Raw genomic sequence first — 14,322 nt, 5'->3', positions numbered from 1 at the left:
GCAACCGGAGGAATGTCATGACCGAGAAGAAATCCACCGACGACATGGTGTCCATGTTCATGAAGTTCGGCAAGGACATGAAGCTTCCCACGCCCGAACTCGAAACGCTGGTGGCGCGCCACAAGAAGAACCTCGAGGCGCTGGAAACGGCAGCCAAGAGTGCGGGGACGGGTGCCACGACGATTCTGACGCGCCAGCGCGAGATGGTCGAGGAGGGGCTGCGCGAGATCTCCGAAATGGCCGAGAACATCAAATCCGGCGGCAACCCGCAGGCGATGATGGCGGCGCAGGCGGAGTTCGCCCGGCGTTCATTCGAAACCGCGATCAAGAACACCAGCGAGATTGCCGGGATGGCGCAAAAATCCGGCGCCGAAAGCTTCAAGGTGCTGCAGCAAAGCATGCAGCAAACGCTTGAGGAGTTGCGCCGGACAATGATGAACCAGGGCAAGAAATAGGCTTTTGAAGCTCTGAGCGCGCAGGCGGAACGGCGGGCGACGGCATGGGCGCCAGCGTCCGCGCGCCGTCGCCGTCACTGACGGTTGTCACCGCTGACGGTCGCCTTACGCGTCGTCGGATAGTGGTGAAAGATAAAGGCCGTCGGGCCGGTCGGCTTGCGCCCGGGGCGGGGCCGCGTCTACACATGGGCCTTACCGCGACCACAGCAAGTTTGGGACCAACACATGCGCATTATCACCGGTGACGACATCCGCTCCGTCTGCTCCTGGCCGATGGCCGTGGAAGCCCTGCGCGCGGGGCATCTGCTGGCGCCTGCGGATCTGAGGGATTCGCTGGTTGAAAATGCCGGTCGCAAGATGCTGGTCAGGACCGCCTGGATTGCCGGGCTCGCCTCCGGCGTGAAGGCGGTGACGATCTACCCGGACAATCCCGGCGCCAACCCGCCGCTGCCGTCGGTGCAGGGGCAGGTGCTGCTGTTTGACGAGGCGCGCGGCGATGTCGTGGCCGTGCTCGAGGGCGTCGATCTGACCGCCTGGAAGACGGCGGGCGATTCAGCGCTCGGCTCCTCGTGCCTGTCGCGGCCCGATATTCGCACCATGCTGATGGTGGGCGCCGGCTCGATGGCGCGGCCGCTGATTGATGCGCACCGCTCGGTACGGCCGTCGCTCGAGCGGGTGCTTGTGTGGAACCGCAATCAGGCCCGCGCCGAAAACCTGGTGCAGGCGCTTGCCGATGACGGCATTACCGCCGAGGCGGTCACCGACCTCGACGCCGCCGTATCCCGCGCCGACCTGATCTCGTCGGCCACCATGTCGACCGAGCCGCTGATCCATGGCGCGGCGCTCAAGCCCGGCGCCCATGTCGATCTGGTCGGCGCCTATACGCCGTCGATGCGCGAGGCCGACGATGCGGCGCTCACCCGCGGGCGGCTGTTTGTCGACAGTCTTGCCACCACCGTCGGCCATATCGGCGAAGTGATGATCCCGCTTGCATCGGGCGCCATCACAAAGGCCGATATCCAGGGCGACATGCACGATCTGGTGCAGGGCAAGGCCGGCCGCCGCTCCGACGACGAGATCACCGTGTTCAAGAACGGCGGCGGCGCCCATCTCGACGTGATGATCGCGCATGCGGTGACAAAGGCGGTTGCGGCGCGGTGAGGCGGCCTGTCAGCTTTAGCCGGCTGCCTGCCGCACCCCATGCCGGCACAGGCCTGTTGATGGCCGCACCGACACCGGCTGCCAAGGCTCCTTGCCACTCCTGAACGCACGCGCCGCAGCGGTCTGATTGCTTGCTGTGGTGTTTGTGCAGCACCAGCCAGTGCCGCATTGCCCGTTTCTGCGGTGCCTGCAGTATTTCATTAACCATTCAAGGCCATAAATTTGTTAGGAAACCAGAGCTCGTTCCCCAAATGTCGATGTTCAGATACTACGCGGCCAACAAGGCACCAGAGCAGTCACCTGTTCCTGCAGCGGCGGTCCACACCAACTTTCTCAGAACCGGGCGGATCTCCCGCAAGGCGGAGGACTGGGTCGAAGCCGAACGGCGCTTCCTGACCTATGAGGAGGTCGCGGCGCGAACCGGCATCCGGCTTGAAAACGCTGGCAAGACGACGCATCAGCGGCTCAACAAGTTCCACAAGAACATCCGGTTTCCCAAGATCATCTTTCACAAGACGCTGGCTGCGGCGCCGCACCTTGGCTATGTCCATGTAACCGCGTCGAAAACCGATTTTGCCGAGTACAAGGACGTCACCTGGGGGTTTTACATCGCTAATTTTTCGGCCGAAATTACCGCTGACGAGAAGTTCTTCAATCGCATAAAGCCCAGTTCCTCGCGGATGTATTTTGCGGTGGCCATGAAAAACGGCGAAAATGGCAAGACCCGCCAGCAGGTGATCAACCGCGATTTCCGGGAAAACGGCGTGCTGTTCAGCACCACCGACCCCAAGGCCGCGCTCAAGAACGTGCTACTGCTGGGCGCAAGAAACGCCGAACTGCGCAGGATCGTCGAGGCGATCGGCTGACGAGGGTGGGGTAATGGCTGTGCTACAGTTTTTCTGATCGTGGTGTTTGGACGGTATGGGCGGATGTTGTTGAAAAAGTCTTTGTTGCGCCGCGGGAAATCCTTTGATTCACTCGATTATGAGGAGAATGGAGGATTCGGCCATGATGGGGACGCAATCGGCACCGACGCAGCTGTTTTATGACTTCGATCTGGAGCGCCATGTGCCCGACAATCACATGCTTCGCGAAATCGACCGGTTCCTGGACGTGGACGGAATGCGTCAGAAGTTGCGGCCTTTCTACAGCCACATGGGTCGGCCCTCGATCGATCCTGAACTGATCGTGCGAATGCTTGTCATCGGGGATGTCATGGGCATCCGCTCCGAGCGACGACTGTGCGAAGAGGTTCATCTGAACCTCGCTTACCGCTGGTTCTGTCGTCTCGGCCTCGACGCAAAGGTGCCGGACCACTCGACCTTCTCGAAGTATCGCCATGGCAAATTCCGCGAAAGCGACTTGCTCAGGCACGTCTTCGAAGCGACGGTCGAACGGTGTCTGAAGGAAGATCTGGTCTCGGGTGAAGGCTTTGCAGTCGATGCCAGCCTGATCCCGGCCGATGCCAACAAATCGCGCTCAGTGCCTGCCTCGGAGTGGTGCCCGGATGTCGCCCGCGAGATCGGATCGCGCGCGGCGCAGGAGTATCTCGACACGCTTGATGATGCAGCCTTCGGTGCCGCATCGCCTTCCCAGCCGAAGTTCGTTGCCAAGTCAGACCCTGCAGCCCAATGGACGCGTGCCGAAGAAAGCCGGCCCTATTTTGCCTACGCCACGAACTACCTGATCGACACCGAGAGCTCGGTCATCATGGATGTTGAGGCCACCCGTGCTATCCGTCAGGCCGAGGTCGGTGCCTCACAAACCATGCTCGACCGGACGGAGAGACGCTTCGGCATCAAGCCGGACTGGATTGCCGCCGACACGGCTTACGGATCCAGCGAAAACCTCGGTTGGCTGGTCAAGCAGCGGGGGATCATCCCGTTCATCCCGGTGATCGACAAAGCTGAACGCACGGACGGCACCTGGTCGCGATCCGATTTCAAATGGGACGAGGAGAGTGATCAGTATATCTGCCCGGAAGGGCATGCTCTACGCCGTTTCCGCCGCAACTACTCCGATCCGAACCGCGTCAAAAAGACAGGCGGCACCTATAAGTACCGTGCCCTGAAAGCAGATTGTCAGGCATGCCCGTCCAAACAAAGGTGCTGCCCTAACATGGACTTCCGTGCTGTCACACGAGAGCCGCACGAAGATGCGCGGGACTTCACGCGGTCAAGCCGGAAGACAAAAGCCTACGCGATATCCCGCAACAAACGTAAAAAGGTCGAGATGCTGTTTGCCCACCTGAAGCGTATCCTGAACCTGACAAGGCTGAGGCTGCGAGGTCCAAATGGAGCCAAGGACGAATTCCTCCTCGCCGCCATCGCCCAGAACCTGCGAAAGCTCGCCAGGCTGCGACCTCGGGCACCCCGAATGGAGGCAGTCGCATGAGGTGACAGGACCAAACAGTCAGCCACCGGCACAACTAAGCGCAAAGGCGCAATGCCTAACCACATATTGCGCCCCATCGCAGACCAAATCACGCTTTCGAGCCTACTTTTTCAACAACATCGGCGGGAAACTGCCGTTCGTTGCAGATTGCACCAACGGCAGCTATACGGCGTGGGCAGTTTGTAAGCGCTCGCGCCGCAAGCCCTGATTTCAGGAGAGGCTTGCGGATGCTTACGAGGTTCTGCTTGCGGCCTGGCGGCGGCGTTATCTCGGCAACCCCCATCCCTTTCGGTTGTCTTTCGCATCGGTGCCGAGCCCCAAACCTTTACCTGCATCGGTTTCACCAGTCGATCCGCCCTGATCAAATCCAGGTCGGTCAACGTCCTCAGGGGAATCCGTCGACGCTGGCTTGTCGGTCTTGGGTGACGGCTTCGTCACATCTTCTGCTGTAGCCTCGCCTTCAGGTTGCGGACCATCATCGCTCGATGGACGGCGATCGACGGGGTTGTCCTTGTATTCGTCCACTTGGGCACCTTCTCCGTCCAGGCTCTGTCCGGGCAATCTCTGCGCCTTATCGCGATTGCTGAGGATATCGTTCTTCCTCACTTTTTCGTCGTCAAGTTCGGTCATTGCACCGGTTCCACTGCTTTGTCCTGCTGACATTTTGCGTACTCCAGTTTGTCTTACGGGGTGTGAACTCAACGTTGGCAAGAATGCCTATGCTGGCCCCAATTTTATGAAGGTGGCCATTGTACCAACCACTAGGACGATCGGAACATCGATGCCCGGCTCAATCTTTCTTGCTTCTGTCCGGGCCTCCGGGGTGGCTGGTGCGGGTGATCGAGACTGGATCGCTGGCCGGAAATGTGTCTTCCAGTCCTTCTTCCAACTCGTCGTCGAGTTCCTGGTTAAATGTGTCGGGCTTGGTGTCACCCTTGGCCACTTTGATCGCTGCCTCGCGGCTCGCATAGATAGCGGAATGGCGGCCATCGATCACATAAGCCCAGCCGCCGTCTCGCTTTTCGAGCACGTATTCTTGGTTTTTCATGAGTACACCTTTCACTACCCAACTCGCTCGGCCCCACATCGTTCCGTTTGCCGCACATTCGCACCGGGCCTAATTGTCGACTTTTGGTTTTCTGCTTTTTTGGCATCGGTTTTGCCAGGCAACTCCTCCAGCAATGCAGTTGCGCATTGTATCGCGTTCCCAGCGGCCCCATCTCGTCAGCATGACGACATCACAGACACCGACATTCGAGCACGAGATAGCGATCGTACCACGCGATATCGACGACATGGGTCACGTCAACAATGCCGTCTACCTTCGCTGGGTGCAGGAGGCCATTGTCGATTATTGGCAGCACATCTCTTCCACTGATGCACAGGAAGCACTTCTCTGGGTGGCTCTCAAACATGAGATCGTCTATCGTGAGCCACTTTTTTTAAATGATGAAGTGGATGCCTTGGTCACAGCGACCGGAACGCGCGGGTCTCGGGCGTCATTTTTAACAAACTTCAGGCGCGGTGAAGATATAGTATCCGAAGTGCGCAGTTCGTGGTGTTGCGTCGATACGGTTACTCGACGGCCACAAAGGATCGCTCACGACATCGCCCGACGATTCTTGCCAAGCTGAAACTGTTTCGTCCATTTTGCTATTGATGGAGCCACTGCAGGCGAACTTTCTCTTATCCAAGCTTTGGGTCATTTCGCGGCAGAAGCGATTTGCCTTCGCCAGATCAGAGTTTGTGCGCGATGCTCTCCACGAATGGTAGCAATAGGCTGCAGTTCGCCGGCTCATCGGATTCTCAGATTTTGACAGCTTCAGAGATCGTCAATGCATCTTCCAAGTCGACACCGAGAAACGGACACGGTTCGCTCCTTCATGCTTCCCGACGCGCAGATGTCGGCAACCCTGAATTAGACGAGATAGCAATATCGTGGCGAATGTCGCTTATGTGTGTTTCGTCTCTAGTCGAACAATCTCTGAATGCGCAATCGTCAACTTGTACTGCGTTCCATTCCGTCCGCTGGTGCGGCTCAGTGCGCCGCCCAACTGTTGAACGAACAGAATCGACCAGTTTCTGACCAAGGCCCGAATCCACACGGGCGTTTTCGTCGATGCCTGGACCATCGTCCCAGATCATCAGCTCGACACCGTCTTTGTCAGTGACAACTCGTAGCCCGAGTGTTCCATCGTCGCGACCATTGTAAGCATACTTCAGGCTGTTCGTTACCAATTCGTTGGTGATCAGGCCAAGGGGCACTGCGACACGCGTGGAAAGGAAAATATCGTCGATCGAAAGTTCAAGATGGATAGCTTCGGGAGAGACTTCCATCGCTGACACCGCATCGCGAACGATTGCGCTCAGATAGCTGTCCGCCTTTACACTATCGACTGTCGCCGTCCGAGAAAGGGTGCGATAAAGGGTTCCGATGGCATCGATGCGGTTGCGCATGCGCACGAAGGCCTTCTTGCCCTCATCGCCGCTGAGACTTCTTCCTTCCAGCGAGATCACAGAGCTGATCATTGCCATCGAATTCATCACACGGTGGTTCAGCTCTTCCAAAAGCCGATCGGATTGACCCATGGCCTGATCACGCTCGGCCTCCAAGCGCCGCCGCTCGGTCACGTCCTCCATGGCAAGTAGCAGGGTCTCGGTATTGTTGCCTTCTCTGAAAATCTTGCGGGCGTTGAGAAGAACCGTTCGTATGCCGATCTGCGGAAAGTCGTGCGTTATTTCATAATCTTCCATGGTGGAGTCGTCTGGGACAACATCTTCCAAAAGTCGGATCAGCTCGGCATTTGCCCATTGTCCGTCGCCAAGTTCGGCAAGATTTCTGCCAATCGCCTGGTCGGCATCCACCTTGAATTTCAGATAGAAGGATCGGCTTGCCGCGATGATCTGAAGGTCGCCGTCCAGAACAAGGAGCGGTTCGCGAATGGTGTCCACGATGCCTTCCGCCAGTTGCCGCTGACGGCTGAGTTCCCTGGCGTGATCTGCAGCTTCGGTTATATCATCGATGGCCAGCAGAATCCGCTTCGCGCTGTCGGTCACCCATACGATCTTGCGGGCATTCAGTCGCATCACCTTGCGTCCGATATGATCGAAATGGTGTTCGACTTCGATATCTTCGAGTGTCACGTCCCGCACGACAATCTCGTTCAACTGATCCAGGAGCGCAGGAATGTTCCACTGGCCGTCACCCAGATCGGAAAGCGAGCGACCCACGGTTTCGTAGCTATCGACCTGAAACATCTTCAGAAATCTGTCGCTGGCGTATTCGACAGTAAGGTCATCAGTCAGGACGATGAGGCCTTCGCGCAAAGTTTCAACGATCTCGGACGGGTTCATCGTCCTCAATGCCATCGAAGAGCTGTCATTCATTGGATGTCGGCCTCCTGCGCCACGTAGAGATGCCGAAACGTCAATTTTCCATACCACCTTTCGAAGGGCTAAACCAACGAGAAACACGAGAACGAGTATCAGTCCCAGCGACACATCGAACCATTGTAATGCGTTCCGCCGCCGTCAAACATTGTCCGCGACGATTTTAGCGTGGGCTGTGAGCCTATTATAGCGCTAAAGAAACTCCGAATTTTGACAGTCACAATAGCCCTGATACCGTCGTGGTCGGTTCCGATGAGAGTGAGGGGTTTCGATGAAACGGTTTGTTTTGAGTGTCTGGCTTTTGCTGGCAACAGCCGGGTTTGCTGTGGCAGGGCCGTTTGAGGATGGTTGGGCTGCTTATGAGAAAGATGATTACTCGGAAGCGGTGACGCATTATCGAATTGCAGCCGAGCAGGGTGATGCCCGTGCGCAAACCATGCTGGGTGTTGCCTACGACAATGGCTGGTGGGGCGTGCCGCAAGACTACGTCGAAGCCGCAAAGTGGTATCGTATGGCCGCCGAGCAGGGGAATGCCAGTGCGCAAAACAGCTTGGGTTGGGCCTACAAAAATGGCAAAGGCGTGCCGCGGGACTTCGTCTTTGCCTACATGTGGTTCAACCTGGCGGCATCGCAGGGTGATGCCGCCGCCGTAAAAAACCGCCATAGTGTTGCTAATAACTTGTACGGCGACCAGATCGCCGAAGCCAAGCGCATGGCGCGGGAATGGAAGCCGAGGCAATAGGGCGGCACCCTTTTTGTAGCGTTCGGAATTTCCGTTTTTGATCAGCCTTCCAAGCCTGAATAGAAGTCACAGACAACCCTATTGGCATAAAGGAACCAAAACAAAATGACCGACGACGAGGAGCCAAAAAGCTCAGGCGCTACGTCGATGGGCGAGCGCAACGAGACCATGACAGAGCTTGGCGCTTTCCGGCCTTGGATATCGACGCATGGAATCTAATTTCGTTCCATAATACGGCCTTATCGCTCAAATGACGACACGAATTGAATGTCTCAGTAGGGAAAGAACTGGGCGCTGGTTGCCGTGCCACAGAAGTCCGCATTGGGCCGAAAGTGACCAACTCCCAGCCTTCTGGATAGTAGCAGACCGAGTGTGAAAGTTACCTGATTCTCCACCACAATCTGCCCGTACTTAACCCTTGCTGGACAGCTCAACGTAAAGCCTCCTACGTCAAGGCGCGGCTGGCGTGCCCCCATCAGGTGGTCCGGTTTGATTGTTAGTGCATCATGGGCGTCTGGTCCATCGGGACAATGCTTTCCGGCGCGGGCGGGCGGTAGCCCAGAGCGCTATGCGGCCTGACGGTGTTGTAGTGGATACGCCATTGCTCGATCAGGATTTGCGCCTCCCTTAGGCTGTAGAAGATTTCGCCGTTCAGCAGCTCGTCGCGGAACCGGGCGTTGAAGCTTTCGCAGTATCCGTTCTCCCATGGTGAGCCTGGCTCTATGTAGGCCGTCTTGGCTCCAACAGCTGCAATCCAATCCCGCACTTTCTGGGCGATAAATTCCGGCCCATTGTCCGACCGAATGTATTCCGGCGGGCCGCGCAGGATGAATAGGTCTGTCAGAGCATCCAGCACGTCCGTTGAGTTGAGCTTGCGGTCCACGCGGATCATGAGTGCCTCCCTGGTGTATTCGTCGATGATATTCAGCGTCCGATAGACGCGGCCGTCAGCGGTTCGATCCTGGACGAAGTCGTAGGACCAGACGTGGTTTGGCCGTTCCGGTCTGAGACGCACACATGATCCGTCGTTCAGCCAAAGCCGCCCCTTTTTCTTCTGCTTTTGTGGCACTTTCAGCCCTTCACGCCGCCAGATGCGCTCAACCCGCTTATGGTTTACCTGCCAGCCCGCGTTGTTCAGCAGACCGGTGACCATGCGATACCCATAGCGCCCGTACTTGTCGGCCAGTTCGATGATATCATCGGTCAGCCGTTCTTCATCTGCCCGGCCCTGTGGCACCTTGCGCTGTGTGGATCGGTGTTGTCCGAGCGTGCGGCAGGCGCGGCGTTCTGATACGCCGAGCTCCCGCCGCACATGGTCGATGCACTTGCGCCGACGCGAAGGGCTTAGAAGTTTCCCTTTGCCGCCTCGGTCAGGATGAGTTTGTCCAGTGTCAGGTCAGACACCGCCCGCCGAAGCCGCTGGTTCTCCTTCTCCAGCTCTTTCAGCCGAGTGAGTTGAGATCGCTGCATCCCGCCATAGAGCTTCCGCCATCGATAAAACGTCTGCTGTGTCACGCCGATCTGGCGCACCGCGTCAGCAATCGTCGCACCTTGCCCTTGCAGAACTTCAACCTGCCGAAGCTTCGATACAATCTCTTCCGGCTTCTCTCGTTTTCCAGCCATCGCTGATCCTCCAATTTGAGGGATAATCTATCCCAGTTGGTGGACCACTTTCAGGGGGCAACTCCACGGCCAACCGGCGCCTCCATTCCGAAATGGGGACAATCCCGCGCGGCGATCCCAACAAATCCGGGCATCTACCGCAAAATCCGCCCCGTTTTGTCCCCACCTTCTGTCCTCATGCCAGACTCGGTCCGCTCCCGCTGCCGGATGGATCGCGAACGTTTCGATGCAGGTGGGAGGGAATGCCTCTCGATCAGGTGCGCAAACGTCAGCGTGGCCTCTCGGGGGAGGCGATGGCCAACGCGGTTCCGCTGGCGGTGCGGTTTCTTTCGGGATCCCGCGCGAACCAGCCACCGGACCGGGTTCCGGTTTCCTGCCTGCGGCACGCGGGCAGGGTGCGGGGCACCGGTCTCGGGCCTGTGGCGGGCATGGCGCGTTTTTGCGCCAGGGTCCGTGCCGGAACACGCGCCCAAAGCATTTCTCGCGGCCCGTTCAGGCCGCGGCCGGGGTAACCCGGGCGGAGAGCCCCGAAGAGGGGCAGGTGAGGAAGCCAATCTCCGCGTCGTGCGAGGCTGCCGCCTGTCGGATGGGGACGCCATCCGGCGAGTTCCGGGCCGCGCGCGCGTAGCGCCACCCTATTCCTTGCTTACCAGAGGCACTGCCTGCGTGCGGCCCTCCGGATTTGCCGCCTGTCGCGCGAAAGTGCTTGCACCGGAGCGATCATTTACAGGTGCACTCAAGGTTTTAACGCACACCCCGGCGGCACAGTCGCGCGGGCTGCGCTTGCGGCTGCCCGGATGGAGAGCGCGGCAACTCCCTATTGCGCATCAAAATCCAGCACCAGCTTTTCCGCCGTCGGGCGGGACTGGCAGGCGAGCGTAAACCCGGCCTCGATTTCCCAGGGTTCGAGCGAGAAATTCTGGTCCATGCTGGCTGTGCCCTCGACGATCTTGCAGCGGCAGGTGCAGCACATGCCGCCGGCGCAGGAGAAGGGAACATCAAGCCCCGCCTTCTGCGCGGCGCTGAGCACCGTGTCGGTGGCAGCGTCAACTTTTATGCTGCGGCGGGCGCCGTCGAGAATGATGTCGACCGAGGCGCCGTGCCTGGAACCATCCGGTGCTTTGCCATTGGCAGTTTTGGGTTTGGGCGTGAGCGCGGGGGTGGAGCCGGGAGCGGGGGTGAACAGCTCGAACTTGATCCGGTCCTTGGCCACGCCCAGCGTGGCAAGGGCTGCCGATGCCGACAGGATCATCGGCTCGGGGCCGCAGATATAGATGGCGTCGGCTTTTGCCGGATCGATCAGACCGTGGCTGGCCAGCGTTTCGAGCTTTTCGGCATCGAGCCGTCCATTCATGATCTCGACGTCCTGGACTTCCTCGTCCATCAAATGCAAGAGCGTGAAACGGGTGGTGTAGCGGTCCTTGAGATCGTTGAGATCATCGAGGAACATGACGCTTGCGGAATTGCGGTTGGCGTAAAGCAGGGTGACGCTGGAGCCGGGCTCTGCGGCAAGTACCGATTTGGCGATCGACAGGCACGGCGTGATGCCGGAGCCGGCGGCGAGCAGCAGATACTCATGGGTGCCGCCGATCTCGGCGGTAAAGTGGCCCTGCGGCGGCATCACCTTGATGCGGTCGCCGGGTTTGAGGTTTTGGGCAAAGCCCGAGAAGCGGCCATTGTCGATGCGCTTGACGCCGACCGTGCGGCGGCCGCGTTCGCCCGGCGTCGAGCAGATCGAATAGGAGCGGCGCATGTCTTCGCCGTCAATCTCGGCGCGCAGCGTCAGATACTGTCCGGGAACGAAGGCGAAGGCCGCGTCGAGATCCTCGGGGATGGCAAAGCTGATCGCCACCGCATCCGGGGTCTCGGGACGGATGGAAGCAATTTCGAGTTCGTGAAAGCGCGGTGCGGCCATTGGGGCTTCCTCAGATGCACTTGAAATAGTCGAACGGCTCGGCGCAGGCGTCGCAGCGGTAATGCGCCTTGCAGGCGGTAGAGCCGAATTCGGAGACTTTTGTGGTGTTGCTCGAGCCGCAGCGCGGGCAGGCGATGACGTCTTCGGAGAAGAAGGCGCGACGGCCACCGGAAACGCCGACCGGCGGGGCGATGCCATAGGCGCGCAGTTTCTCGCGGCCTTCCTCGGTGATCCAGTCGGTGGCCCAGGCCGGCGACATCACCCGTTCGATTGTGGAGTCAATTCCGGCAGATAGCAGCGCTGTTTCAACCGCCATCTCAATGGCAATTACCGCCGGGCAGCCGGAATAGGTGGGCGTCAGCTTGACGACGATCTGGCCTGAGTCATTGCGGGTGACCGAGCGCAGGATGCCGAGATCGGCCACGGTGACGCAGGGCACTTCCGGATCGGGCACGGCGCTTGCCACTTCGAGCGCGCGGGCGAGCTCGAAGTCGGTCACAGTGCCTGAAGACTTGCCGGAAATCTTTGCTGGGCCGGATGTTTGGGCTGGACCGGATGTTTGGGCTGGGGCGGACATTCCGCTTACCAGGTCTGGCCGGGATAGGCGCGCTGCATGAACTGCAGTTCAGCCAGCAGATGGCCCATGTCCTCGCCATGCAGGCCGTCGCGTCCGCCCTTTTGCCATGTGCGGATTTCGGGCACCGAAAGCTTGGCCGTGGCAAACACGATGTCGATGGTCTGGTCGAATTGGGCGCGCAGGGCTTCGGGATCGGGCAGCAGGCCGGTGTCGATTGCTGCCAGGCGGGCAGTCGAGACCATGAACAATTCACCGGTGTAGCGGTGCAACTCATCAACGGCGGCAGCCATGCGGGCCGCACTTTGTTCGGTACCGTCGCCGAGCCGGATCACCCATTCGCCGGAATGGCGCAGATGATAGGCCATTTCCTTTTCTGCCTTGGCGGCAATGCCGCGCAGGGCTTCATCGTTCGAGCTTGCGGAAATGGCTTTCCAGAACGGCGTCATGGAGGCGGAAAAATAGAGCTGGCGGGCCATGGTGGCGGCGAAATCGCCGTTGGTGCGTTCGACCAGCAGGCAATTGCGGTAATCGCGTTCACGCCGCAAAAAGGCGAAATCATCCTCGCTGCGGCCCTTGCCCTCGATCTCGCCGATATGGGCGTAGAGTGCGCGGGCCTGGCCCAACAGATCGAGCCCCATATTGGCGAGCGCCAGTTCTTCCTCGAGCGTCGGCGCGTGGCCGCACCATTCCGACAGGCGGTGGCCCAGAATCAGGCAATCATCGGCGATCTCGATCAGCGCCGGTACGGTCACGTCAGCTGCGGCCATCACATGTGCCCCACTTCATCGGGGATCTCGTAGAACGAGGGGTGACGGTAGATCTTGTCGTCGGCGGGCTCGAAGTTCTGATCCGCAAAGGAGGGATCGGAGGCGGCGATGTCAGCCGAGCGCACCACCCAGATCGAATTGCCTTCGCCGCGGCGGGTGTAGACATCGCGGGCTGCCTGCAGCGCCATCTCCGAGTCGGTAGCATGCAGCGAGCCGACATGGCGGTGGTGCAGACCGTTGTGCGGGCGGATGAAGACTTCCCAGAGCGGCGTGAGCTGATGCATGGTTTCGGGTGTCATTCGGCGGCCTCCTGCGGGATCTGTTGGTTTTCAGCGCGTTCGCGGGCATGAGCAAGTGCAGCTTCACGCACCCAGGCGCCGTCGTCCCAGGCCTTGTTGCGGTCGCGCAGCCGGTCGCGGTTCATCTGACCGTCGCCCCTGACCACCGCCTTGAATTCGGCCCAGTCGATCTCGCCATGGTCATAGGCCTGTTTGGCCTCGTTCCATTTCAGCTCCGGGTCGGGCATGGTGAGCCCGATGAACTCGGCTTGCGGCACGGTGGCGGTGATGAATTTCTGCCGCAGCTCGTCATTGGAAAAACGCTTGATCTTCCATTTCATCGACTGGTCGGAATTGGTGCTTTCGCTGTCGGAGGGCCCGAACATCATCAGCGACGGCCACCACCAGCGGTTAAGCGCGTCCTGGGCCAGTTCCTTCTGCTCTTCCGAGCCACGGGCCAGCGTCATCATGATTTCGTAACCCTGGCGCTGGTGAAAGCTTTCTTCCTTGCAGACGCGGATCATGGCGCGGGCGTAAGGCCCGTAGGAGCAGCGGCAGAGCGGGATCTGGTTCATGATCGCCGCCCCATCGACCAGCCAGCCGACGGCGCCGATATCGGCCCAGGTCAGCGTCGGATAGTTGAAGATCGACGAATATTTGGCCTTGCCGGACAAGAGTTCCTCGGTCATCTGCTCGCGGGAAACGCCCAGCGTCTCGGCAGCGGAATAGAGATAGAGCCCGTGGCCGCCCTCATCCTGGACCTTGGCCAGCAATGCTATTTTGCGTCTGAGCGACGGAGCGCGGGTGATCCAGTTTCCTTCAGGCAGCATGCCGACGATTTCCGAATGCGCGTGCTGACCGATCTGGCGCACCAGCGTGCGGCGATAGCCTTCAGGCATCGGGTCGTTGGGTTCGATCTTTTCCTCGCGGTCAATCCGCGCCTGGAATGCGGCGAGAAACTCCTCCGATTCCGTGGTGCTCGAATCCGCGCCGATCAGGCCCTGACTGTACATGATGAAG

Annotated in this window: 16 protein-coding genes; 7 read left to right on the top strand and 9 right to left on the bottom strand. The window is 59.4% G+C overall.

All coding sequences use genetic code 11. The features are described 5' to 3' along the window. Positions 1–17 precede the first annotated feature (17 nt). The 4 genes from OEG84_RS07425 to OEG84_RS07410 all read left to right on the top strand — a co-directional run bounded on the left by OEG84_RS07425 (position 18) and on the right by OEG84_RS07410 (position 4,010). Positions 18–455, top strand: a complete 438-nt coding sequence (locus OEG84_RS07425) for a phasin family protein (RefSeq protein ID WP_267653149.1) — start codon at positions 18–20, stop codon at positions 453–455. A gap of 225 nt (positions 456–680) precedes the next feature. Further along, the gene (locus tag OEG84_RS07420) at positions 681–1,616 is read left to right on the top strand and encodes an ornithine cyclodeaminase family protein (protein ID WP_267653148.1); all 936 of its coding nucleotides are present in this window, start codon (positions 681–683) and stop codon (positions 1,614–1,616) included. 257 nt (positions 1,617–1,873) lie between these two features. After that, positions 1,874–2,482, top strand: coding sequence for a DUF6656 family protein (locus OEG84_RS07415; protein ID WP_324288182.1), 609 nt, complete (start codon positions 1,874–1,876; stop codon positions 2,480–2,482). Between the two features lie 142 nt (positions 2,483–2,624). After that, the gene (locus OEG84_RS07410; protein WP_267652515.1) at positions 2,625–4,010 is read left to right on the top strand and encodes an IS1182 family transposase; all 1,386 of its coding nucleotides are present in this window, start codon (positions 2,625–2,627) and stop codon (positions 4,008–4,010) included. A gap of 264 nt (positions 4,011–4,274) precedes the next feature. Here the strand turns inward: OEG84_RS07410 and OEG84_RS07405 are convergent, their stop codons facing one another. Beyond that, positions 4,275–4,640 carry a hypothetical protein gene (locus tag OEG84_RS07405; protein ID WP_267653146.1) on the bottom strand — a complete coding sequence of 122 codons (366 nt, stop codon included), beginning with the start codon at positions 4,638–4,640 and terminating at the stop codon, positions 4,275–4,277. Between the two features lie 160 nt (positions 4,641–4,800). After that, positions 4,801–5,058 (bottom strand): hypothetical protein, encoded by a 258-nt coding sequence (locus OEG84_RS07400; protein ID WP_267653145.1) that lies wholly within the window; start codon positions 5,056–5,058, stop codon positions 4,801–4,803. A gap of 181 nt (positions 5,059–5,239) precedes the next feature. Here OEG84_RS07400 and OEG84_RS07395 point away from each other — a divergent pair, with 181 nt between their 5' ends. Next, positions 5,240–5,644 carry an acyl-CoA thioesterase gene (locus OEG84_RS07395; protein ID WP_267653144.1) on the top strand — a complete coding sequence of 135 codons (405 nt, stop codon included), beginning with the start codon at positions 5,240–5,242 and terminating at the stop codon, positions 5,642–5,644. Positions 5,645–5,891: 247 nt separating this feature from the next. On the opposite strand, the gene OEG84_RS07390 is transcribed toward OEG84_RS07395, so the two are convergent. Beyond that, a complete protein-coding gene (locus OEG84_RS07390) occupies positions 5,892–7,397 on the bottom strand; it encodes a sensor histidine kinase (protein ID WP_267653143.1) in 1,506 nt (501 codons plus the stop codon). A 274-nt stretch (positions 7,398–7,671) separates the two neighbouring features. Here OEG84_RS07390 and OEG84_RS07385 point away from each other — a divergent pair, with 274 nt between their 5' ends. After that, the gene (locus tag OEG84_RS07385) at positions 7,672–8,142 is read left to right on the top strand and encodes a tetratricopeptide repeat protein (RefSeq protein ID WP_267653142.1); all 471 of its coding nucleotides are present in this window, start codon (positions 7,672–7,674) and stop codon (positions 8,140–8,142) included. Positions 8,143–8,638: 496 nt separating this feature from the next. Here OEG84_RS07385 and OEG84_RS07380 read toward each other — a convergent pair. Further along, positions 8,639–9,765, bottom strand: a protein-coding gene (locus OEG84_RS07380) for an IS3 family transposase (protein WP_267652453.1) whose coding sequence is annotated in 2 segments (ribosomal slippage) — positions 8,639–9,501 and positions 9,501–9,765 — 1,128 coding nt in all. Because the reading frame shifts where the segments join, the coding sequence is not laid out codon by codon here. A gap of 242 nt (positions 9,766–10,007) precedes the next feature. Here OEG84_RS07380 and OEG84_RS07375 point away from each other — a divergent pair. Further along, positions 10,008–10,277 carry a hypothetical protein gene (locus tag OEG84_RS07375; RefSeq protein WP_267653141.1) on the top strand — a complete coding sequence of 90 codons (270 nt, stop codon included), beginning with the start codon at positions 10,008–10,010 and terminating at the stop codon, positions 10,275–10,277. A gap of 305 nt (positions 10,278–10,582) precedes the next feature. Here OEG84_RS07375 and OEG84_RS07370 read toward each other — a convergent pair whose 3' ends face one another. The 5 genes from OEG84_RS07370 to paaA form a co-directional block, all read right to left on the bottom strand. Then, a complete protein-coding gene (locus OEG84_RS07370) occupies positions 10,583–11,680 on the bottom strand; it encodes a 2Fe-2S iron-sulfur cluster-binding protein (protein ID WP_267653140.1) in 1,098 nt (365 codons plus the stop codon). Positions 11,681–11,690: 10 nt separating this feature from the next. Further along, positions 11,691–12,179 (bottom strand): 1,2-phenylacetyl-CoA epoxidase subunit PaaD, encoded by a 489-nt coding sequence (gene paaD, locus OEG84_RS07365; RefSeq protein WP_267653139.1) that lies wholly within the window; start codon positions 12,177–12,179, stop codon positions 11,691–11,693. An 83-nt stretch (positions 12,180–12,262) separates the two neighbouring features. Beyond that, positions 12,263–13,024, bottom strand: coding sequence for a 1,2-phenylacetyl-CoA epoxidase subunit PaaC (paaC, locus tag OEG84_RS07360; RefSeq protein ID WP_267653138.1), 762 nt, complete (start codon positions 13,022–13,024; stop codon positions 12,263–12,265). Beyond that, a complete protein-coding gene (paaB, locus tag OEG84_RS07355) occupies positions 13,024–13,323 on the bottom strand; it encodes a 1,2-phenylacetyl-CoA epoxidase subunit PaaB (protein ID WP_267653137.1) in 300 nt (99 codons plus the stop codon). Before paaB ends, paaC begins: the two co-directional genes overlap by 1 nt. Beyond that, positions 13,320–14,315, bottom strand: a complete 996-nt coding sequence (gene paaA / locus OEG84_RS07350) for a 1,2-phenylacetyl-CoA epoxidase subunit PaaA (RefSeq protein ID WP_267653136.1) — start codon at positions 14,313–14,315, stop codon at positions 13,320–13,322. Before paaA ends, paaB begins: the two co-directional genes overlap by 4 nt. Between the last annotated feature and the right edge of the window lie 7 nt (positions 14,316–14,322).

Source organism: Hoeflea algicola (genome assembly GCF_026619415.1).
Classification (GTDB): domain Bacteria; phylum Pseudomonadota; class Alphaproteobacteria; order Rhizobiales; family Rhizobiaceae; genus Hoeflea; species Hoeflea algicola.
Note: the sequence above shows the minus strand (reverse complement) of the source record. Positions and strands in the feature narration are given on the sequence as shown.

Coding starts and splice junctions, on each gene's coding strand:
- paaC (WP_267653138.1), bottom strand. CDS start 13,024: ATGGCCGCAGCTGACGTGACCGTACCGGCGCTGATCGAGATCGCCGAT.
- paaB (WP_267653137.1), bottom strand. CDS start 13,323: ATGACACCCGAAACCATGCATCAGCTCACGCCGCTCTGGGAAGTCTTC.
- paaA (WP_267653136.1), bottom strand. CDS start 14,315: ATGTACAGTCAGGGCCTGATCGGCGCGGATTCGAGCACCACGGAATCG.
- OEG84_RS07390 (WP_267653143.1), bottom strand. CDS start 7,397: ATGAATGACAGCTCTTCGATGGCATTGAGGACGATGAACCCGTCCGAG.
- OEG84_RS07385 (WP_267653142.1), top strand. CDS start 7,672: ATGAAACGGTTTGTTTTGAGTGTCTGGCTTTTGCTGGCAACAGCCGGG.
- OEG84_RS07370 (WP_267653140.1), bottom strand. CDS start 11,680: ATGGCCGCACCGCGCTTTCACGAACTCGAAATTGCTTCCATCCGTCCC.
- OEG84_RS07425 (WP_267653149.1), top strand. CDS start 18: ATGACCGAGAAGAAATCCACCGACGACATGGTGTCCATGTTCATGAAG.
- OEG84_RS07375 (WP_267653141.1), top strand. CDS start 10,008: ATGCCTCTCGATCAGGTGCGCAAACGTCAGCGTGGCCTCTCGGGGGAG.
- OEG84_RS07415 (WP_324288182.1), top strand. CDS start 1,874: ATGTTCAGATACTACGCGGCCAACAAGGCACCAGAGCAGTCACCTGTT.
- OEG84_RS07400 (WP_267653145.1), bottom strand. CDS start 5,058: ATGAAAAACCAAGAATACGTGCTCGAAAAGCGAGACGGCGGCTGGGCT.
- OEG84_RS07395 (WP_267653144.1), top strand. CDS start 5,240: ATGACGACATCACAGACACCGACATTCGAGCACGAGATAGCGATCGTA.
- OEG84_RS07410 (WP_267652515.1), top strand. CDS start 2,625: ATGATGGGGACGCAATCGGCACCGACGCAGCTGTTTTATGACTTCGAT.
- OEG84_RS07405 (WP_267653146.1), bottom strand. CDS start 4,640: ATGACCGAACTTGACGACGAAAAAGTGAGGAAGAACGATATCCTCAGC.
- OEG84_RS07420 (WP_267653148.1), top strand. CDS start 681: ATGCGCATTATCACCGGTGACGACATCCGCTCCGTCTGCTCCTGGCCG.